14 protein-coding genes and 1 pseudogene are annotated in these 20,650 nt (G+C 42.9%); 13 read left to right on the plus strand and 2 right to left on the minus strand.

The window, feature by feature from the left end; translation table 11 throughout:
• Window positions 1–171 precede the first annotated feature (171 nt).
• The 4 genes from PAEVO_RS25925 (at window position 172) to PAEVO_RS25940 (ending at window position 5,259) form a co-directional block, all read left to right on the plus strand.
• Entirely contained in the window at window positions 172–1,056 is an 885-nt protein-coding gene (locus PAEVO_RS25925) for an AraC family transcriptional regulator (protein ID WP_100540394.1), read from the plus strand.
• Between the two features lie 237 nt (window positions 1,057–1,293).
• Window positions 1,294–2,688, plus strand: a complete 1,395-nt coding sequence (locus PAEVO_RS25930; protein ID WP_100540395.1) for an ABC transporter substrate-binding protein — start codon at window positions 1,294–1,296, stop codon at window positions 2,686–2,688.
• Window positions 2,689–2,734: 46 nt separating this feature from the next.
• Window positions 2,735–3,970, plus strand: a complete 1,236-nt coding sequence (locus tag PAEVO_RS25935; protein ID WP_100540396.1) for a family 16 glycosylhydrolase — start codon at window positions 2,735–2,737, stop codon at window positions 3,968–3,970.
• A gap of 269 nt (window positions 3,971–4,239) precedes the next feature.
• The gene (locus PAEVO_RS25940; RefSeq protein WP_100540397.1) at window positions 4,240–5,259 is read left to right on the plus strand and encodes a Gfo/Idh/MocA family protein; all 1,020 of its coding nucleotides are present in this window, start codon (window positions 4,240–4,242) and stop codon (window positions 5,257–5,259) included.
• A gap of 158 nt (window positions 5,260–5,417) precedes the next feature.
• Here PAEVO_RS25940 and PAEVO_RS25945 read toward each other — a convergent pair whose 3' ends face one another.
• Window positions 5,418–5,660: a hypothetical protein gene (locus PAEVO_RS25945; protein ID WP_100540398.1), complete on the minus strand. Its 243-nt coding sequence runs from the start codon at window positions 5,658–5,660 to the stop codon at window positions 5,418–5,420.
• A 465-nt stretch (window positions 5,661–6,125) separates the two neighbouring features.
• Here PAEVO_RS25945 and PAEVO_RS25950 point away from each other — a divergent pair, with 465 nt between their 5' ends.
• The 8 genes and pseudogenes from PAEVO_RS25950 (at window position 6,126) to PAEVO_RS25980 (ending at window position 18,146) form a co-directional block, all read left to right on the plus strand.
• Complete coding sequence (locus tag PAEVO_RS25950) at window positions 6,126–6,455, plus strand: nucleoside triphosphate pyrophosphohydrolase (RefSeq protein WP_100540399.1); 330 nt, start codon at window positions 6,126–6,128, stop codon at window positions 6,453–6,455.
• Window positions 6,456–6,501: 46 nt separating this feature from the next.
• Window positions 6,502–8,448 (plus strand): annotated as a pseudogene (locus PAEVO_RS25955) (DEAD/DEAH box helicase family protein); the annotation flags it as partial.
• Between the two features lie 82 nt (window positions 8,449–8,530).
• Window positions 8,531–11,683, plus strand: coding sequence for a DUF3427 domain-containing protein (locus PAEVO_RS25960; protein ID WP_100540400.1), 3,153 nt, complete (start codon window positions 8,531–8,533; stop codon window positions 11,681–11,683).
• A gap of 11 nt (window positions 11,684–11,694) precedes the next feature.
• Window positions 11,695–12,096: an 8-oxo-dGTP diphosphatase MutT gene (gene mutT, locus PAEVO_RS25965; RefSeq protein WP_100540401.1), complete on the plus strand. Its 402-nt coding sequence runs from the start codon at window positions 11,695–11,697 to the stop codon at window positions 12,094–12,096.
• A 147-nt stretch (window positions 12,097–12,243) separates the two neighbouring features.
• Window positions 12,244–12,360 (plus strand): HIRAN domain-containing protein, encoded by a 117-nt coding sequence (locus PAEVO_RS34500; RefSeq protein WP_243390937.1) that lies wholly within the window; start codon window positions 12,244–12,246, stop codon window positions 12,358–12,360.
• A 137-nt stretch (window positions 12,361–12,497) separates the two neighbouring features.
• A complete protein-coding gene (locus PAEVO_RS25970; protein ID WP_100540402.1) occupies window positions 12,498–13,979 on the plus strand; it encodes a type I restriction-modification system subunit M in 1,482 nt (493 codons plus the stop codon).
• Window positions 13,972–15,213, plus strand: coding sequence for a restriction endonuclease subunit S (locus tag PAEVO_RS25975; RefSeq protein WP_165789759.1), 1,242 nt, complete (start codon window positions 13,972–13,974; stop codon window positions 15,211–15,213). The genes PAEVO_RS25970 and PAEVO_RS25975 overlap by 8 nt, the downstream gene beginning before the upstream one ends.
• The gene (locus tag PAEVO_RS25980; protein WP_100540404.1) at window positions 15,210–18,146 is read left to right on the plus strand and encodes a type I restriction endonuclease subunit R; all 2,937 of its coding nucleotides are present in this window, start codon (window positions 15,210–15,212) and stop codon (window positions 18,144–18,146) included. The genes PAEVO_RS25975 and PAEVO_RS25980 overlap by 4 nt, the downstream gene beginning before the upstream one ends.
• Window positions 18,147–18,157: 11 nt before the next feature.
• Here the strand turns inward: PAEVO_RS25980 and PAEVO_RS25985 are convergent, their stop codons facing one another.
• Complete coding sequence (locus tag PAEVO_RS25985; RefSeq protein ID WP_100540405.1) at window positions 18,158–18,886, minus strand: M48 family metallopeptidase; 729 nt, start codon at window positions 18,884–18,886, stop codon at window positions 18,158–18,160.
• A 73-nt stretch (window positions 18,887–18,959) separates the two neighbouring features.
• Here PAEVO_RS25985 and PAEVO_RS25990 point away from each other — a divergent pair, with 73 nt between their 5' ends.
• Complete coding sequence (locus tag PAEVO_RS25990) at window positions 18,960–20,165, plus strand: HEPN domain-containing protein (RefSeq protein WP_100540406.1); 1,206 nt, start codon at window positions 18,960–18,962, stop codon at window positions 20,163–20,165.
• Window positions 20,166–20,650: the final 485 nt, after the last annotated feature.

Genomic DNA, 20,650 nt, shown 5'->3' on the forward strand with positions numbered 1-20,650 from the left:
TACGATTTGGTTAAGAACCTGAGGCCATCGTCTCAGGTTCTTGGCGCTATATAGCTTTGCGCACGTGTTGGACTATTTTGCTGATTAAATCTTCACACTATCTCTATGGGGATTATTGTATTGTAAAGGAAAGGGATTAAGCAGCCAAAAAGCGGAGAAGGTGAATTCTTGATGTATGATAAGCTTCCAGTCCTGGATCCAGAGGAAACGATCCCGTTATTGCAGGATCAATTCTATTACCCACCTTATATTACGCTTGCCCATATGTACAAACCTCCAACGGGTTGGTTTATGATACCTCAACAAATTAGTCAATATCAGCTTCTATATGGAGTTGATGGGAAAGCGGATAATATGATGAATGGCGTTAAGTGTCCGCTTGGAAAAGGGGATATTTACATCATTCGCCCCGGTGCTGTTCGTTCATTGCAACCCTCTAAACATGATCCATATGTGGGAATAACCATTTCATTTCATTTTGGAATGTCAAAGTCGCCAATAGAATTCATGTTTGGAAAAGACTACATTAAGGGGAGCGATCCAGATGGATCGTTACTAGGCAAACTCATCCCCTTAATCCAGGCCATCCAGCAGCATTCCTTGTCAAGCAATATGCTTGCGCAAGGACTGCTGTTACAAATATTATATGATTTGGCTAATAACCATCCGGTTGATGGAACAGCGAAGCAAACCACAAAAATCAATGCAAAGATGGTGAAAATCTGTAATTACATTAAAGAAAATTATAGTACGACGATTCGTTTGGATACGCTAAGTGAGATGACGGGGCTGAGCAGAAACTATATCATACGGCAATTTCGCAAGTGTTACGGTATGACGCCGTCTGATTATCTGGCTACGATTCGTATAGAGAAGGCGAAGCAGCTCGCGCTTGAAACCGATCTTTCGATCAGCGAGATTGCGAACCAGGTCGGATATACGGAGCTGCATTCATTTAGTCGGATGTTCAAAAAACGAATGGGAATCAGCCTAAGTCAGTTTAATGCAACGCTTATTTCGTCGCTCGATATCGTCTCCCCCCTAGAAGAATCTTAGGGGGTTATTTTTGTTATAAAAGTGTTACTCTGGGCTAAATACTTCCAAAGATTCGCCGAGTAAACTATGAATTAAAGACCGGGTTGAGAACGCTTCCGAAGGATAGGGAATAGTTCAAGTTGATTCTGGATTCGCTTGTTCAAAGGTAAAAAATCCGGATCGAATGGCTCTTGCATTGATTTAATCCATTATTTTCACATCGGTATTATGAGTTAATGACAATGGGAGGGTTTATGTATGAAAAGAAGTGGTCAAAGAACTCTGGGTCTGCTGTTCATGATGTGTCTCTTGTTCATGTTCGTTCTGGGAGCATGTTCATCAGGAGAAAGCGGTGAAGTAACAAGTGATAAGCCAGATACAACCGAATCCACCGAAAGAACGAATGCGAACACGGAAGAACAAGCGGAGGAAGCTGAACCTGTAGAAGTGAAGCAATTCTCGAATGAACCCGTTACGTTAAAGGTAGCAACCCAATGGGGGGAAGAAAATTTCCAGAACAATTTTGTTCAGGATATGAAGGAGCTGGTTCCCCATATTACATTCGAATATGTCGATTGGAATGGAACGGCTGAAGGGATCCAGGAGATTAACAGCGCAGGGACGGTTGTGGACCTACTAACGCCCAACCTTGGGGTGGATGTGCTGCTCGATCTTGATATGGTACAGCCGCTGGATGAGATGGTAAAAGAGTATGGGATCGATTTGAGCACAGTGGACCCGTCGTTTATTGCTCTGATTCGCTCCCAAGACCCTGAAGGACGGCTGATTGGATTGACGGGCAATGGAGGGATTTATGGTCTCTTCTACAATAAAGAAGTATTCGACCTATTTGGTGTTCCTTATCCGACGGACAACATGACTTGGGATGAACTCATTGACCTAGCTAAGAAGACGACAGGTACCCGAGATGGAAATCAATACGTAGGACTGGAGTTCGGCTCGGATACGGTGGATGCTGCACTGTTACAGTTATCCACAACATTGACGGATCCTGATACGGGGGAGGTGTTATTGTCCAAGGATCCGAAGTTTACAAAGTATATGGAACTCATGAAAAAAATATATAGTATTCCCGGCATCTACAATCCGGAGGAAAAAGATAAGTTTATGCAAAAAACAGCTGCGATGGAAATCAACTGGCATGGTTTCCTGACTTGGTTCGGAGGGGAGACCCCGGAGGAAAGAGCAGAATTTAAGAAAGACATGGACATTCTGCCGATACCATCCTGGCCTGATATCCCAGAGACTGCTCCAGCCGTTCATACGGCCCCTACCGTCATTAACCCGTATAGCGAGAAGAAAGAAGCAGCGCTGCAAGTCCTTCAAGCGATTATTTCCATCGAGAATCAAACGAAGGCTACAAGAAAAGGCACGATACCGGCCACATCGGATGTGGAAATTCGCAAGCAATTTGGTGCAGATAATCCAGATCATCAAGGTAAAAATGTAATGGCCATGTTCCAACATCAGTTTGCGCTTCCTCCTGCTAGAGCAAGTGTATGGGATAAATACGTTGATTTGAATGGGGCTATGCAGAAGTTTGCGACCTCGGACATGAACATCCCGGAGTTTATCCGTGTGCTGGAAGAGGAATCTGCGATCAAGATTAAAGATGCTATGAATAAACAGTAAGAGAGTTTCAGACAAAATGGATGCACGGAATAGGAGCGAGTAAATCATGACAGATATGTTGCATAAGGAAGGCTGGACCCTCGTATTTCATGAAGAGTTTGATGGCCCAACGCTCGATCAGACGAAGTTCTCCCCCTACGGTTTATCCCATTGGAAGACGTTAGAGGAAGCAGAGGCGACCTATCAATTCCGGGATAGTTGTATCGTGTTACAGCTGCCTGATGAGCATAAGCGTGTATCCGCGATTGTTACGGGGATGCGAGATGGACTGCACCGTTACGGTGATGATCTCGGGCTAAACCATCATGACCGTGCCTTCATGAACCTTGTGACGAAATATGGTTTCTTCGAGGTACGTGCGAAGGTGGCGAAAGGGAGCGGGCTTAATTCAGCTTGGTGGATGATCGGTTTCGAAAATGAGAAAGAGCAAAATGCCGAAATCGACATTTTCGAATTGTTAGGCAAAGATACGCGTTTACTGAATACAACGCTTCATTCATTGCGTGATACGAAATTGAAGTATGCCCATATTCCGTATCGAACGGATGTGGACTTATCTGAAGATTTTCACGTATACGGCTTTGAGTGGGATGAATCCGGTATGAAATTCTATCTGGATCATGAGCTATATTGGGAAGTTGATCAGTCACCGGATTATCCGATGGTTACCTTGCTGCAAATTAATGATGGGGATGGAGGATGGATTGGCGACCTGGATCGATCCATTCCGTATCCGAAGGAATTCCTCGTTGATTATTTAAGGGTGTATAAGTGTGAAGGGATGCCTATGGAGCTCATTCCGATGGAAGGCAAAGAAGGCAATCTCGCCCGGTTTGCTATTAGCGGTGTAGGTAACGATATTACCTGGGGAGATTTGTACAACGCACAATCGCATATTTGTTATATCAATGACGGCGATCCGAATACCGCTCTAATCAGCAAACCGGAAGAGTCATTACCTCACTATATTTATTTGGATTGGATGGAACCGAAAGTATTGGATACGGTATCGTTAACGACACGAGCTGGATTGAAGCAAGGTCCGACACAGTGGGATATTGAAGTATCTCCTGATGGACTAACCGATTGGCGTAGAGTGGGGGAGTCAGGGCAGGTTGCATGGAGCCATCGTGAGGATGAGACAGAAACGCACGAAATCACGCTTACACAAGAAGAGCATGCGAAGTCGATTCGAATTGTGATTCAAGCATTCAATGGGAGCCAAGAGGCAGGAACGTATCTGATTCAGGATATAGCTGTCTACTTGAGCACAAAGGCGTAATGGTGGTGACTGTAATGGGCCCTGGAACATCATACAGACAGATAAAAGCCGTCAAGTTCGCTTGACGGCTTTATCCTGTAAGGCGGGATCAATCGGGCTCGGATTGCGGGATCCACATTCAGGATCTGGAGAAGGAAGATCCACCGGTTTATAACGGAACAGTACCGTTTCTAGGTATAACTAAGTGTACGGGCGGCAGCACCTTGATCTATAATAGGGGACGTGGCATTCAATGGAAAAATTCAATCGTGAATGAATAGGAGAACAGGATGAATAAACAAAGAATGGCCGTTATCGGCTTAGGGCATATGGGCCGGCATATGATTCACCGCTTACTGCCCCAATACACAGAGAGGATCGAATTGGTCGCCATTTGCGACAGTGCTGAATCCAGTCTGCACCGGGAAGTCGCAGAGGCAGAGACTCGTCCACGGCTGTATACCGACTATCGCCAGCTGCTGGACGAGGTGCCGCTTGACCTGGTGTATATCGCGGTTCCGCCGTCCCTGCATTATGATGTGGCCCGGATCGCATTTGAGAAAGGCATCCACGTCTTCTGCGAGAAGCCGCTGGCCAACTGCTTGACCGAAGCCCGGAGTCTGATGGAGTTGGCCGAGAAGGCCGACATGCTCCATGCCGTTCATTTCTCGCTTCCGCTCGACCCGGCTGTTCTGAAGCTGCGGGAATTGCTTGAGGAGCAGGCGATCGGCCAGATTCAAAGCATGGATCTGTACCTGGAGTTTCCGCAGTGGCCGAGGGCCTGGCAGCAGAATCCATGGATTACGTCAAGACAGCAGGGCGGATACCTGCTGGAGGTCGGCATTCACTGGATCCAGATGATCCAGCAGGTGTTCGGACCGATTACGCATGTGAAGAGCGAGATCGAGTTTCCGCCGGATTCGAATCAGTCCGAAAGCCGTGTCCAGGCCGTTCTCAGATTACATAATGATATCGAGATTCGCCTGTCGGGAACCGACCAACGGGAAGGGGAGGAGCGTGTCTCCCTGGTGGTCCACGGTATGGAAGGAACCTTGGCATTGGAGAACTGGTGCAACCTGTACCGAACCGGCAAGAATTCCGATCTGCAGCCTATATCTGTGGATGATGTCGTCAGCCCGCTGCCGATCCTGAAGCAAATCATTCAGATTTTGAACGGAGAGTCCGGTCTCATATATGATTTTCATGACGGGTATAACGCGCAGGTAGTTTTGGAAGCTCTGCGTAAGCCGGGCGAGGGCTTTGTGGATGTACGGCCGCAATTGATGGGGGATCAAGTGGTAGGGATTTAGAACGATTGAAAGCAAAACTAAGCAGCCTTAGTGCGTTTTTTTTGATGGCTAACGCAACGGAAGATGATAGAAGGAACTAGTGGAGGGTTTATTATGTAAGGTGAAAACGAATCGTCATAGAGGTTTGCAACAGATTCGCGACATAATCAATTAGCATGCTAGCGATTCATATAGAAAGGGGGATTTCTCAATTCGATAGCAATTTCTTCTTGGCCCGTGTGGTAGACGATGTTGTTGTTTTTGCACGTTAGAAGCTCTTTGGTCGCCTCAGAAGGGTCTTGAATGGCCCGAACAAGAGCAACCTCGTCAACGTACTGTATGTTGTCTTCGGTATGTGAATTAAGGATTTCTAACAAGACATATTGATCGGGATAAATCGAACGCACTTCTCGCCATTGCATTGTGATCACTCCCATTCGTTTATTGTAATTTCCGCTTTGATGGGTGAAATGTGAAGATTATCTTGATTATATCTTATATCAGGAACAAAGAATCGCTCACATTCTGGAGTTGTCGAAACTGCGGGAGTCTATAGGAGTATGGGATAAGGAGCTAGTGGATGCTATGCTGTATTCTGGCGTGAAATTGCATCAGGAATTTGTGGCTGGATGAGCTGCTGCAGGATTCAGGCTCGTTGACTCCAGGTGTGTGAGAAGGCTGAGCCCTTAGATGATAAACCAAATAGATTCTACAAGACTAGTGTCTTGATTCACGGTAACCATTCCTTACTTAAGAGGAGTGGTTTTTCTTATTGCTCTTGTAACGATTTGAGTTTTTCCTCATTACACGTAGGAAGCCTTCTTCAAGGGATTTTCTGATATGATACAATATGAATACATAATTAACCATGTAAAGGATGAGAATCTATGCCGGTTTACAATAAGCTAGTTCGGGATCTGATTCCCCAAGTCATTGAAGCTACGGGCAAAGAATTTCGCACACGGATCTTGGATGAGGAAGAGTATAAGAAAGAATTGATCATAAAGCTTAAAGAAGAGTCGGAGGAATACTTTGCCGCTGAAAGCTCAAAGGAGTCATTGGAAGAACTTGCAGATATGCTTGAGGTTATCCGGGCATTGGCAGTCGTACATAGAGCAACATGGGAAGAGCTTGAAGCCTTGAGAGAGAAGAAGGCGAAAGCTCGAGGCGGATTCCAAGAACGGGTGTATCTAATCGATGTCGACGACAACGCTTAATGTCAAACTGATTACAGAAAACTTAGCAGATGATTTAATCACCGGGATGCAGAATGCTTCTGGAATCTATATTATGACTTCCTTCGTTATGCAATCAGGGGTGCGTTTATTAGCGCCCCATTTGAAAGGTGCGATCGAACGGGGAGCTGAAGTAAAGGTTCTCGCTGGGGATTATTTATTCGTTACGCAGCCTGAAGGTTTGCAGGCATTACGTAATATCGATCCCCGGTTGGAGGCAAGGCTATGGCGTAGTATGGGAACTTCAGAACGTTAGAAGAAGAATGTGACAAAGCTATGGTCGTCATGGCAACCGGACTCGGAAAAACCTATCTAGCAGGCTTTTTCGCCCAGCGTTTTCAACGGGTGCTGTTTATTGCGCATCGAGAAGAAATTCTCTATCAAGCCAAACGGTCATTTCCAGCGCATCATGCCGGACAAAACTTTCGGTATCTATAACGGTGTCAAAAAAGAAGGGAACGCGGATTGCGTGTTTGCCTCAATCTACACGTTAGGGATGAAGAAGCATCGTGAATCGTTCGCACCAGACGGATTTGATCTTATCGTGGTGGACGAATTCCATCATGCAGCTGCAAACTCATACCAATCGGTTATCCAGTATTTTGAACCGAAATTTCTACTGGGCATTACGGCAACCCCAGATCGAATGGATGGGAAGGATGTGTATGCCCTTTGCTATGGCAACGTCGCCTACCAGATTCATTTCATTGAAGCCATCCGTCGTGGCTGGTTGTCCCCGTTCCAATATTACGGGGTCTATGACGATACAGATTATTCATCAATTCGGTGGCTCGGAACGCATTATGATGACGAACAGTTGACTGCAGCTCAGCTGAGAGAGTCGCTGGCAGACAAGATCTACGATGCCTGGAACGAGCATAAGCAAACACGGACGATTGGCTTTTGCTCATCGATTCGACAAGCGGATTTTTTGGCGGGTTATTTTCAAGACAAAGGAGTAGCAGCAGTCAGCCTTCACTCAGGAGCCATAGGAATCACGAGGGGAGAGGCAATAAACCGTCTAGATAAAGGAAATCTAGAAATCATATTTACTGTAGATTTGTTCAATGAGGGAGTAGATATTCCTAGTGTGGATACGCTGCTTTTTGTCCGACCGACCGAATCCTTAACCGTATTTACACAGCAGGTTGGCCGGGGACTGCGGTTATCGGAGCAAAAGACGCACTGCACAATCATTGACCTCATCGGTAATTATCGTAATGCAGACGTGAAGCTTCGATTATTCGGAAATGATGGTGAAGGAAAGAAAACGGCAAAGGAACGGATTATCCCGACTGTACCGGATGGATGTGAACTCCATTTGGAGACGTCTGTTGTTAACCTACTGGATGAACTAAGCCGTAAGAAACTGCCGCATCGCGAGCGTCTGCACCGTTCTTTCCTGGATCTCAAGAATGAGCTCGGTCGCATCCCTACATATTTGGAGCTTCACCTGCATGGGAGCTCGAACAGCTGGGAATATCGGAATGAATTCGGTTCTTATATCGGATTTCTCCTCTGGGCCGAGTGCTTAACGAAGGAAGAAGAGGAGATTTATTATCAATATGAGTCTTGGATGCGTGATGTCGAAAAGACCGTCATGACCAAGAGTTATAAAATGATCGTGCTCCTGTATATGCTTGAGCGTGGTCCTGAGCACTGGGCAGAACCGGTTACTCCTCAGGAGGTAGCGCCATTCTTCCACAGCTATCTAACAGAAAAGGAATACCGGAGAAGAATCGATTTCTCCGATAAGGATTCGAAGCGTCTCTGGGAATACAATGAGACCGGCGTTAGCCAGCTCATCGAGCGGATGCCAATGACAAAATGGGGTTCGGCTAAAGGAAGCATGACCCGCTTCGAGGATGGTGTGTTTAGTCTAAAAATTGAAGCTGCTCCTGAGCATCGATCCACTTTGCACCGGTGGACAAAAGAAACCTGCCTATATAGGCTGCATCATCATTTTGAACGTAAAGAGCAAGCAGGAACCCCTTCAGTGATGAGGGGGTTTTCAAATATTAAATCGCTAGCTCAAACAATTAAGGAGTTGCTGCCATATGAAACAGGGCCTTTATGAGCAGATTATAAATAATCTTACTAGAAGACAGTTATTGACTTTGGATAGTTCCTTATACGAAATTGGGATTGAGCCATTAGACCCGGAGGAAGCGCGCAAGGTGCTCTCTAATTACTTAGGCACCGTGATTCGTAGAGCTTTGAAAATCATTCGGGAAAGTAGCAATGATGATGAAGCACTCCTGTTACAGGTACGTGCCTGCAATGAAATTATTGCCACTCTACGTAATACTCTGGACAATGAAGAATTAAGGGAGTGGCAGCTTGATGAACAGGGTGAGGTTTTAACCTATGTCTATTCCAAACTAAATCATATTCGAGGCATCAAGGAGTCTAAGATTCATCGTCCTACAACCCCCTTGTCACAAAGTTCATTGTTTACGGGTTCCCATTCTGAGCCTAATATGATGAGTGAGCTTAAAGCAGAGATTATTACTTCGGATCAGGTTGATCTGTTGGTATCTTTCATAAAATGGAGCGGGCTACGTTTCCTAATGGAGCAGTTAGAGGAGTTCACGGCAAATGGAGGCCAGTTACGTGTCATAACAACAACCTACATGGAAGCGACGGATTACAAGGCTGTGACAGAATTAAGTAATCTCCCGAACACAGAAATCAAAATCTCATACGATACAGAGCGAACACGGTTACATGCGAAGGCATATTTGTTTAAAAGAGACACTGGATTTACTACGGCTTACGTCGGATCATCTAATCTTTCAAATCCTGCTCTTACGAGTGGCTTAGAATGGAACTTAAAGGTTACGGAGAAGGATTCTTATGACGTCCTACGGAAAATAGAGGCAACCTTCGAGAGTTATTGGAACGATCGTGAATTTAAAAGTTTTTCCTTTGCGGATCAGGAGCATCAATTGCTTCTCCAGCAGGCACTTGGCAAAAAGAAAGAACATGAGCGAAATCAGTTAACCTTCCCATTTACCCTTACGCCTTACGATTACCAGAAGGAAATCCTTGAGAAGCTCGAGGCTCAGAGAGTGATATATGGAAGAACGAGAAATCTACTAGTGGCGGCTACGGGAGTAGGAAAGACGGTTGTTTCCTCTTTCGACTACAAACGGTTTGCCGACCGGAATCAAAAGTCGAGATTACTCTTCGTAGCCCATCGTGAGGAAATTCTAAAGCAAAGCTTAGACACCTTCCGTTTTATACTGAAAAACCTGAATTTTGGAGTGCTTCACGTAGGGAGTAACCAGGCCGATTCGATTGATCATCTATTTATTAGTATTCAAAGCTTCAATACTTTAAAACTTACTGAAAAAACCACTCGGGATTTTTATGATTACATCATCGTTGATGAGTTTCATCATGCCGCGGCCCCTTCTTATCAAAGGCTACTGGCATATTATCAGCCACAAATTTTATTAGGTTTGACAGCTACGCCTGAGCGAATGGATGGGAAAGATATTTTGCACTACTTTAATGATACAATTGCAGCAGAGATTCGCCTAACAGATGCAATTGATCGAAAACTGCTCTGTCCCTTTCATTACTTCGGTGTGACGGATAGTGTCGATTTGTCTCAGGTCAAGTGGTCAAGGCGAGGATACGATCTAAATGAGCTTGAAAATTTATATTCCCATAATAAAATTCGGGCAAGCCAAGTTATAAACAGTCTAAAGAAATATGTAACCGATTTGGATGAAGTCAAGGGCCTTGGTTTTTGCGTGAGTGTCGCTCATGCACTTTACATGGCTAAAGTTTTCAATGAATCGGGGATAGCCGCGATTGCCTTGCATGGAAAGTCAAGCAACGATGAGCGTAACTCTGCGAAGAGACGATTAGTGTCAGGGGAAATCAAAGTGATCTTCGTTGTAGACCTTTATAATGAAGGGGTAGATATACCGGAGATTAACACGGTTTTATTCCTTCGTCCCACAGAGAGCTTGACCGTATTCTTACAACAGCTTGGCCGTGGACTTCGTTTGGCAGAAGGAAAAGAATGCTTAACGGTTCTTGATTTTATTGGGCAAGTCCATAAAGAATATAATTTCCAGGAGAAGTTTAGAGCATTGCTTGGAAAAACAAAGCATTCAATACAGCATTATGTCGAGAATGGTTTCTCGAGCCTGCCACGTGGAAGCTTTATTCAGCTTGAGAGGCAAGCTCAGGAATACATCCTGAGAAATATTAAGCAAACCACAATCAATAAGAGAAGTCTGATTGAGAAGCTGAAACACTTTACAGAAGATACCGGATTAAGCCTGACACTTGATCATTTTACTCAGTATCACGGAATGAGTCTTTACGAGTTTTATGGTGGACGTAATGGGAGACGGACATTTCGAGGATTGATGGCTGAGGCGGATCTGATCGAACCATTCGAATTCAAGAATATGGAGTATCTGATAAAACGTATTCCAGCTTTATTAAGCATAAACTCCAGGAGATTTCTAAGTTTTTTAATCGACTATCTTGAGGATCCTGGGAAAACCGCACGTACAGAAGAAGAACGACTGATGTTAAATATGTTTTACTATACCTTCTACCGATCAGAACCGAAGAAACAAGGGTTTCTGGACATTAACCAGGCTGTTCAGTCTATTGTTTCCTGTAAAGAGTTCAGGGATGAGATCGTTGAAATATTAAAGCATAATTACGCACACATTAACTTTGTTGATAAAAAGAATAAATTCCCATTCGTATGTCCATTAGATTTACATTGTACATATTCAACGGACCAAATTTTGGCGGCTTTTGGTTTTTGGAATGAAGAGAAGGCCCCAGCCTTTCGTGAGGGTGTGAAATATTTCGAGGATAAGAAAACGGATATTTTCTTTATTACGCTAAATAAATCCGATAAGGACTTTTCTCCTTCTACTTTGTATGAAGATTACGCCATAAATGAACACCTGTTTCACTGGCAAACACAAAGTCGTATTTCGGAAGAAACGAATACGGCTAAGCGATATATCCATCATAGACAGACGGAGAACAGAATTGCATTATTTGTCCGTGAATACAAAGAGGAGAATAATTACACTTCGCCCTTTGTGTTCTTAGGAGAAGCCGAGTATGTGAAGCATGAAGGCAATAAGCCAATGAGTATTGTGTGGAGATTGAGAGAAGAGATGCCTCCGGAATTAGTGCCGGCAGCAAATAAAGCTATTGGGTAGGGGGTGAGTCGATGCTCGTGGTAGCAGCGGCCATCATTGAAAATGAAGTGGGTCAAATCTTAATAGCCAAACGTAAGATGGGAAAGGCGCAAGAAGGCTTATGGGAGTTCCCCGGTGGCAAAATCGAGCATAATGAATCGGTTGAAGATTGTTTAAAGAGAGAACTGCAAGAAGAAATGAATATTCAAATTCAACCGTATGAGTCGTATGGTGAACATGATCATAATTATGGATCGACACATATTCGCTTATATGCCCACAAGGCTAATTTTGTGAGTGGAGAAATAATGTTAGTTGACCATGACGAGTATATGTGGGTATATCCAACAGAGCTTGGAGAGTATGAATTTGCTCCGGCTGATGTTAAATTCGTAGAGATGTTAATAGGATATTCAGCAGAGTCCATGGATTAATCCATGGGCTTTTTAATTTCAGGAACATGCATTCGCTGACAAACAGATGTTCATTCAGAACTATAGAATAGGGTTATCAACGATCGAGGCTGAATTTCTGGAGTACATAAAATATGAGTTTCAGTTAGAAATGGAGAGTAGGCGTGCATGGGACAAATTTATATCGCAATTACCGGGGCATCGTATTATTTTGGCGCAAGTTTTTTGAATCCGGGGATGGTCGTGCAGCTTATTAAAGATCCGGGCAATCCGTATGACGAGTAAAGCTCATATTTAGAAACACCCCCGGTGCTTTTTTGTTTTTAAGTTCTATTTCCATAAATTTTGAAGGGACATGTGTTAACATGTCGAAGTATAGAAGTATAATAGTACTTATGACTTAGTTGTATACTGGAGGCAATATGAGCATACTTACACTTCAACAATTAGAATCACATTTGTGGGAATCGGCTAATATCCTGCGCGGCAGTATCGACTCCTCTGACTACAAGAACTATATTTTTGGAATGCTCTTTCTGAAGCGTCTGAACGACGTATTTGTCGAAACCGCGAAGCGTATAGAGAAGGAAGAAGGCGACGACTACGGTTGGTATGATCGGGATGAGCATCAGTTCTTCGTTCCTGAACGTGCGCGCTGGGAGCAAATACAGACGCTGACTCAAGATATCGGAGACGCGATCAACAAAGCATTCGAAGCGCTTGAGGAAGAAAATGCATCTCTGCAAGGGGTACTAGCTACCATTGACTTTAATGACAAGGAAAAGCTGCCTGACAAACTACTTCAGCGTCTTATTCAACATTTCACGGCTATAGAACTTTCTAATGGTAACCTATCTGAACCAGATATGCTTGGCCGTGCTTATGAATACCTAATCAAAATGTTTGCTGATGATGCAGGGAAAAAAGGCGGGGAGTTTTATACGCCAAGCAAGGTTGTTGAGTTGATTGTTAAGCTCATTAAACCAGAAGAGGGCATGCGCATCTGTGATCCAACTGCGGGATCTGGTGGTATGCTTATTCAATCTGTCGATTATATCAAATCAAAAGGTGGCAATCCGCGTAACCTGACCCTTCACGGACAAGAGCGCAATCTGAACACCTGGGCGATCTGCAAAATGAACTTGCTTCTGCATGGACTAAGCGATCATTGGATTGCTAAAGGAGACACAATACGTGATCCTAAGCTGCTTGAGGATGGAGAGCTTATCCTCTATGACCGCGTAATTGCAAATCCTCCGTTTAGCTTAAGCAACTGGGGACGCGAAGAAGCAGAGGCAGATACACTAGGACGTTTCCGTTTTGGTCTACCTCCAAAGGATAAAGGGGACTTGGCGTTTGTACAGCATATGGTGTCGACTCTAAATCATGAAGGGAAAGCAGGAGTTGTTATGCCGCACGGTATTCTGTTCCGTGGGGGTGCTGAAGCAGCTATCCGCAAAGGATTGTTAGAAGAGGATCTTATTGAAGTAATTATTGGACTCCCTTCTAACCTCTTTTACGGTACGGGTATTCCAGCAAGCATTATTGTCTTTAATCGTAGCAAGGAGGAGCAAAAGAAAGGGCAAGTGCTGTTTATCAATGGCTCGAATGGCTACCAGGAGGGGAAGAACCAGAACACCCTTCGTGATCAAGATATTGAGAAAATTGTATCGGCATATAACAATTGGGATAATCAAGAGAAGTATTGTCGAGTGGTGGATCTCAAAGAGATCCGTGAGAATGATTTTAACCTTAATATAGTCCGATATATTGATTCGACTGATGAAGAAGAGCAAATTAATGTGGAAGAGTCATTGGCTGAATTGCGTCAACTGGAACATGAACGAACCGAGATTGAAGCCACCATGTACGTATACTTGAAGGAGTTAGGGTATGTTGAGTGAATGGCAGCACCGTAAAACAGAAGAACTATTTAAAAACTCCTCCATTAAAAACCAGGAGGGGGAGGAACTACTCTCTGTTACTCAAGATAATGGTGTATTACCAAGAAGCATGCTAGAAAGACGAGTAGTAATGCCAGACGGTAATACAAAAAACTATAAACTTGTTGAAAGAGGAGACTTTATTATAAGTCTACGTAGCTTCCAAGGCGGGTTGGAATTTTCTGAATATAGGGGGCTTGTCAGCCCTGCGTATACTGTAATTAAGCATAAGGTTCCAATGGAGGAAGGCTTTTATAAACAATATTTTAAATCCCAACGGTTTATAAGTCAGTTAAATAGTTCAGTAGTAGGAATAAGAGACGGAAAGCAAATAAGTTATCAGGTGTTTAAAAATATGGAAGTACCATATCCCCCTTTGGCAGAGCAACGTAAAATCGCTGAAATCCTTACTTCCGTTGATAATGCCATCTCCAAAACAGAAGTCATTATTGAAAAAACGGAGAAAGTCAAGAAGGGGCTCATGCAGGAACTTCTTACCAAAGGGATTGGACATGCAAAGTTCAAGCAGACGGCGATTGGTGACGTTCCTGAGAAGTGGGAAGTTTATTATATTGAAAAGTTAGCTGAGCAAAACAGAAATGCTATTAAGCCTGGACCGTTTGGTTCATCTTTGAAGAAAGAATTTTATGTTAAGCATGGATACAGGGTGTACGGGCAAGAACAAGTAATTGCCAAGGATTTTAGCAAAGGTGATTATTACATTGATGATCAAAAGTTTAAGGAATTGAAATCTTTCGAAGTTAGGCCTAACGATTTGTTAATTAGTTTGGTAGGTACTTTTGGTAAAATAGCAATTGTCCCTGAAAATGCTGAGCCTGGAATCATTAATCCTCGATTACTAAAAGTAACATTCGATAGTTCAAAGGCTAATGTAAAGTATTACTACTACTACATGTCATCGCCTTATTTTTACAAGCAACTTGAAGCATTAAGTCAAGGTGGAACAATGGGAGTAATTAACGGGAAAATATTGAAAAGCCTATTATTCCCTTGCCCGCCAGTATCGGAACAAAGGCAAATAGTGAAGATATTTGAATCCATAGATGCAAAACTCATTGTGGAGATGGAAAAACTCGATAAACTCAATAAACTTAAGAAAGGTCTTATGCAAGTCCTCTTAACAGGTAAAGTTCGCGTCAAGGTGGAGGACCATGAGGCGGCGGTGACCAAATGACCTCAATAAGTGAATGGAATGAGAAACATCTTGTTGAGAACAGACTGATTGAGCAACTCAAAAAAATGGGCTATGAACATATTCATGGCCCCTCTTTAGATATAGAGCGCGAGTCAACACGTACAGTTATCCTGCAGGAACGTCTTATTAAAGCTATTAAACTCCTTAATCCTTGGATTAACCATTTGAGTCTCAACAAGATAGTACGGAGAATTACTCACATTGAAGCAAAGAGCCCTATGGAAGCTAACGAGGCATTCCATAACACTCTGGTTAACTATACATCCATTCAACAAGACATGGGGAAAGGCAAGAAAAATCAAACGGTAAAAATCATCGACTTCGATAACCCGCTCAACAATGAGTTTCTCATCGTTGACCAATTCAGCATAAGTGATGCCAGCGGCACGATCCGTCCCGATCTCATCGTCTATGTGAATGGTATACCCCTTGTAGTTATTGAATGCAAAAGCCCAATGGTCGCCGTAGATGAACAGATCGGAAAAGCGGTTAAGCAACTAAATAGATACCAGAATCAGTGTGAGCACTTATTCCACTACAACCAGTTCATGATAGCAACGAGCAATGACCGTGCCAAAGCAGGTACGATTGGTGCTCACCTTAAGCATTTTGGAGAGTGGAAAGATCCATATCCATTAACGTCACCTGAAGTAGGCGATAATCCAACGCCTCAAGATATTCTTGTTGCGGGAATGCTCTCCAAAGATAATCTACTGGATCTCATCCAAAACTTCATAGTCTTCGAACCTGAGAACGGACGCATGATAAAGAAGCTGGCTAGATATCAGCAGTTCCGCGCGGTCAACAAAGCTGTTAATCGCCTCATGACAGCAAAATCACCTCGTGAACGCGGTGGTGTCGTTTGGCATACACAGGGCAGTGGCAAATCCTTAACCATGCTCTATTTAGCTGTAAAGCTTCGCCGTATTGAGTCTCTGAAAAATCCAAGCATCATTATCGTAACCGATCGATCTGATCTGGATGATCAGATTACCAATACATTCCGTCGGTGTGGTTTTGCTAATCCACAGCAAGCTTCAAGTGTGGCTCAGCTTAAAGAACTATTAAAGCAAGGCCCAGGCTCCACTGTCATGACCCTTGTCCAGAAGTTCCAAACGAGTAATGAAGAAGCCCAATTCCCTGAGCTTTCGGACGCAGAAAACATAATCGTCATGGTTGATGAGAGCCACCGATCACAATATAAAGGTTTAGCTATGAATATGCGTACGGCGCTGCCAAATGCCTGTTATCTGGGCTTTACAGGGACACCGATTGATAAGGAAGACAAGAGTACAACTCGTACATTTGGACCATACATTGACAAGTATACAATTGAACAAGCAGTAGATGACGGTGCGACAGTCCCCATTTTCTATGAAGCCAGATTAACGCAGCTTCATGTAGAGGGTGAAACATTGGATCAGCTGTTCGATCGCAAATTTCGTGAGTATGACGAAAAAACGCGAGAGCGAATCATGAAGAAATACGCTACGGAAGAGGCCATTGTCGCCTCACCAAAGCGAATTCAACAGATTGTACTGGACATTATCAAGCATTATGAAACCCATATCATGCCAAACGGATTTAAGGCACAAATTGTCGCTGTATCACGTGAAGCGGCAGTTATGTACAAAGAAAAATTAGACGAGCTCAGCGATCTTGAATCTACTATCGTGTTTTCTGGTGGGAACGACGATAAGGAAAACTTAAAAAAACACCACATTAGCAAAGATGAGGAGAAGTCCATTATAGCCCGCTTTAAGAAGCCATTGTCCGAGGACAAACTTGCTTTCATCATCGTTTGCGATAAACTGCTTACAGGATTTGACGCACCGATTGAACAGGTTATGTACTTAGATAAGCCGCTTAAAGAACATAATCTGCTTCAAGCAATTGCAAGAACAAATCGTACTTACGAGAAGAAGGATTATGGTTTAATTGTCGACTATTTTGGTGTATCGCGTTTCTTGGAGAAGGCGCTGGCTATTTTCTCTAAGCAAGACATACAAGGTGCTCTAATGCCAGTAGAAAGTGAACTTCCACGTCTTCAAACAAGGCATAGAGCAGCTATGAAGTTTTTTGACTATATTCGTCAGGATGTGGAGTCATGTATTCAGCTTCTAGAGCCTGAAGATGTGCGTCAGCAGTTTGATCTGGCATTCAAGCGCTTTGCATCAAGTATGGACATGATTATGCCTAATCCCAAAGCTCAGCCTTATGTTGCTGATCTACAGTTCCTGGGAAAGGTTCGGCAGCTTGCGAAATCCCGTTATCGCGACGAAGCAATGGATATTTCGGATTGTGGAGAAAAAGTAAAACAGCTTATTGCCGAGCACATGCGAGCCTCTGCTGTTGAAATTTTACACGATCCGATTGATATTCTGTCCAGCAAGTTTGAGAAGAAAGTCGATGAGCTCAATGGCGGTGAAGCAAAAGCTTCCGAGATGGAGCATGCAATTCGTCATGAGATCAGGGTCAAGATTCAAGAAAACCCTGTTTACTACACTTCATTAAAAGAGAAGCTAGAGAAACTGATCGAGGCTCGGAAACAACATCAGATGGACATTGTTGAGTTGGTAGAGCAGCTTCGTGGAATGATCAACGACATGAGAGACAACGCAGCAAAGAGCCAGATTCACGGTCTGACAAGGGAACAATATCCGTTTTATCAAATGTTAGAAAAACAGCTTCCAGTCGAAGATGACAAGGAAGCCTTAAAAGAATTGACACATATCATTACGGAGATCATCGTTGAACAATCCGTTGTTGAGTGGACCAGCAAAGAAGACGTGAAAAGAGAAATGCGCCAAAAAGTTAAACGGCAGCTTCGCGTAACGAAATGTCCTAAAGACCAAATTGAAGAGTTAACCCAGAAGTTGATGGCGCTGGCTGAGGTGCATTATAAAAAATAGTAGCTTTTTGGTTAAAGAGTCAATAATGGGCCATGGATCCGCAGCCATTCCTTCCGCTCATCGTAATCAGGCAATATAGAGCGTACGAATTGCCAGAAGTCTGATGAATGGTTCGGGTACCTTAAATGGCCCATTTCATGCACTAGTACATAGTCTATAACCTTCATGGGAGCCATCATGATTCGCCAATTGATATAAATGGACTGATCTGACGTGCAGGATCCCCAGCGCATATTCTGATCTTTCAACAGTAATTTGGATGGGGATACTCCCATCTTGGGGACGTATATTTTCAGTCGCTCATGAAGTTTAGCTTGCCCATGTAGCACGTACCAATTGATGAACAGTGAACGAAGTTGTTCAGAAACCTCTCCCTGTGCGGTGTTCGTTGGAACTGTAGCTATAAAACGGCCCTTTTGAAATAGTAATGAAGTCCTGGATTCTTTGGCTTCCTTCTGAACCTTTAAGCGATACGCTCTGCCGAGATAAAGAAACTTCTCACCGCTTACATATTCCTTGGGACTAGGTGGTAAATCGATCTCATCGAAATCAAACCACTTACTCATGAGCCATGGCGACTTTTTCTGCAACACTTCCTGAAGCTTTATATCGTCCACTGAAGGAGGGGCTATGACTCTGACGCCATCCATCCAGTCAACAGAGATAATGATATCTTTAGCGTCATGTTTAAATTCTAGGGTATATTCGATCAATGTGTTACCATATCTAAACTCAGGCATTGATAAGCTCCTTAGTGTGTAGTAACTACACTGTAGTTTAATGATCCGACGTAGTCAATAAAAAGGAGGGCCAATGAATACTAATAATCTAAAGCAGGCATTGATCAGAACCGTTGGGGAAATTAACGAGAATAAGGGTGTTCCACTGGTAACAGCAGCGTCTTCAATTAAATACCTGAATGTATACATACCTATGGAATACTGGAGGGCGAAATCTTTTAAAGATACATTAAATAAGTTTCTTAAAGATGTTGAGATAGCAAATAACTTATCCACCACTCAAATAATAATTACACTTAATTCTATGATTAAGGCGTTACTTGAATCTGAGAAAGTAAGCCAAGATGCTGCGCTACATCTTGAAGAGCTAAAAAAGAAACTTGAAAATGCTAGAGAATATATAGTATATGTTCCCATAAAGGGAGTTAGAATGTACATTGAGTCTTATGATTTTGGCATATATACCAAAATTGTTTCAATCTCAGAAGAAAGACCACATGAATTATTAAGGAATGGAAGATATGAATCACTAGATTACCTCAAGCCCACGGCTCTGGAGTTTAGAATCAAAAGTGCAGACAACCTAAAAGCTATGGAATTGGCTGTTGAAGGCAGTAAATATATTCTACATTTTCTTCGATTGATTGATTACTTAACTTGGGATGAAGAGTCATTAGGGTTAGGGTTACCTGGCTTTGGAACATCTACAGATGAGTTACGTGTAACAGCGTTAGAAGGTGAAATGGAATTTGATTGGAGGTTAAAGGAAGCTGCAGAGGAAGAATTTGATATTGACCCAGCCTTTAGGGAAGATGCCAAAAAATACGGGGTCCAAAAATTCAGTATGTTCCTAGATGCATTTTTTAATAATTCACAAACGGAAATTGGAAAATCAGTTATGCGCTCCTTAGTGTGGTTTGGTGAATCGAGGATTGACCATGACATAGCATCTAGATTTTTAAAGTTAATGCTTGCAATCGAATGCTTGTTAAATACAAACGATGATGCACCTATAACTGCAACATTAAGTGAGAGAGTAGCATTCGTACAAGGTGAGAAAATTGATGAAAGATTGAATTTAGTTAAAGAGATGAAGAGATTATATAAAATAAGATCTAAAATTACACACCATGGTTCCACAGAGGCAGGATTAGAGGATTTGGGGGTGCTTGAAGAAGTCGTATCTGAATTAATTGTTATATTCTTAACAAATGCGAAATACGATCTCGAAAATAAAGCAGAGCTTAATCAAATGTTTGAAAGATTAAAGTATTCATAATGATCTTAATGGTTGTGCATTACTGGTTTTGTGTTGATAAAATTAAATATCCTTACAGGATTTATGAACTCAATCAAGTTATCAATCCTATTGAGTTAACGGGTTATAGATAGCGTAGAATCTAGTATCTACGCTGGTTTTGAGGAATTGGCAGATGCACAGGAATTAAAATCCTGCGGTAGGTGACTACTGTGCGGGTTCGACCCCCGTCCTCGGCATCAATGAAAACAAGGGTTTCAGCTAAATTGGGCTGAAACCCTTGTTTATTTTTGTAGCTGTAGGAAATTGCTCGAAAAGCTCCTGAATTGTATAGCTGTCGCTGATTTCCCGTAATGATTCGGGAACTAATTCTCTTAAAACATTCTCCGTGACCTGTCCTATAGTTTCTAACCTCCCTAACAAATTCTGACTATCGTATACATATTATAGATTTCAGAATTTAAAATTTGCGACATGTTTACACAATTCCCTTAAATAGAACGCTT

This window comes from Paenibacillus sp. GM2FR, assembly GCF_002803325.1.
In the GTDB taxonomy this organism is placed as follows: Bacteria; Bacillota; Bacilli; order Paenibacillales; family Paenibacillaceae; genus Paenibacillus_AQ; species Paenibacillus_AQ lautus.

What these genes read in the sequence shown, in the direction of transcription:
- PAEVO_RS25925 (WP_100540394.1), top strand. Translation starts at nt 172, where the DNA reads ATGTATGATAAGCTTCCAGTCCTGGATCCAGAGGAAACGATCCCGTTA.
- PAEVO_RS25930 (WP_100540395.1), top strand. Translation starts at nt 1,294, where the DNA reads ATGAAAAGAAGTGGTCAAAGAACTCTGGGTCTGCTGTTCATGATGTGT.
- PAEVO_RS25935 (WP_100540396.1), top strand. Translation starts at nt 2,735, where the DNA reads ATGACAGATATGTTGCATAAGGAAGGCTGGACCCTCGTATTTCATGAA.
- PAEVO_RS25940 (WP_100540397.1), top strand. Translation starts at nt 4,240, where the DNA reads ATGAATAAACAAAGAATGGCCGTTATCGGCTTAGGGCATATGGGCCGG.
- PAEVO_RS25945 (WP_100540398.1), bottom strand. Translation starts at nt 5,660, where the DNA reads ATGCAATGGCGAGAAGTGCGTTCGATTTATCCCGATCAATATGTCTTG.
- PAEVO_RS25950 (WP_100540399.1), top strand. Translation starts at nt 6,126, where the DNA reads ATGCCGGTTTACAATAAGCTAGTTCGGGATCTGATTCCCCAAGTCATT.
- PAEVO_RS25960 (WP_100540400.1), top strand. Translation starts at nt 8,531, where the DNA reads ATGAAACAGGGCCTTTATGAGCAGATTATAAATAATCTTACTAGAAGA.
- mutT (WP_100540401.1), top strand. Translation starts at nt 11,695, where the DNA reads ATGCTCGTGGTAGCAGCGGCCATCATTGAAAATGAAGTGGGTCAAATC.
- PAEVO_RS34500 (WP_243390937.1), top strand. Translation starts at nt 12,244, where the DNA reads ATGGGACAAATTTATATCGCAATTACCGGGGCATCGTATTATTTTGGC.
- PAEVO_RS25970 (WP_100540402.1), top strand. Translation starts at nt 12,498, where the DNA reads ATGAGCATACTTACACTTCAACAATTAGAATCACATTTGTGGGAATCG.
- PAEVO_RS25980 (WP_100540404.1), top strand. Translation starts at nt 15,210, where the DNA reads ATGACCTCAATAAGTGAATGGAATGAGAAACATCTTGTTGAGAACAGA.
- PAEVO_RS25985 (WP_100540405.1), bottom strand. Translation starts at nt 18,886, where the DNA reads ATGCCTGAGTTTAGATATGGTAACACATTGATCGAATATACCCTAGAA.
- PAEVO_RS25990 (WP_100540406.1), top strand. Translation starts at nt 18,960, where the DNA reads ATGAATACTAATAATCTAAAGCAGGCATTGATCAGAACCGTTGGGGAA.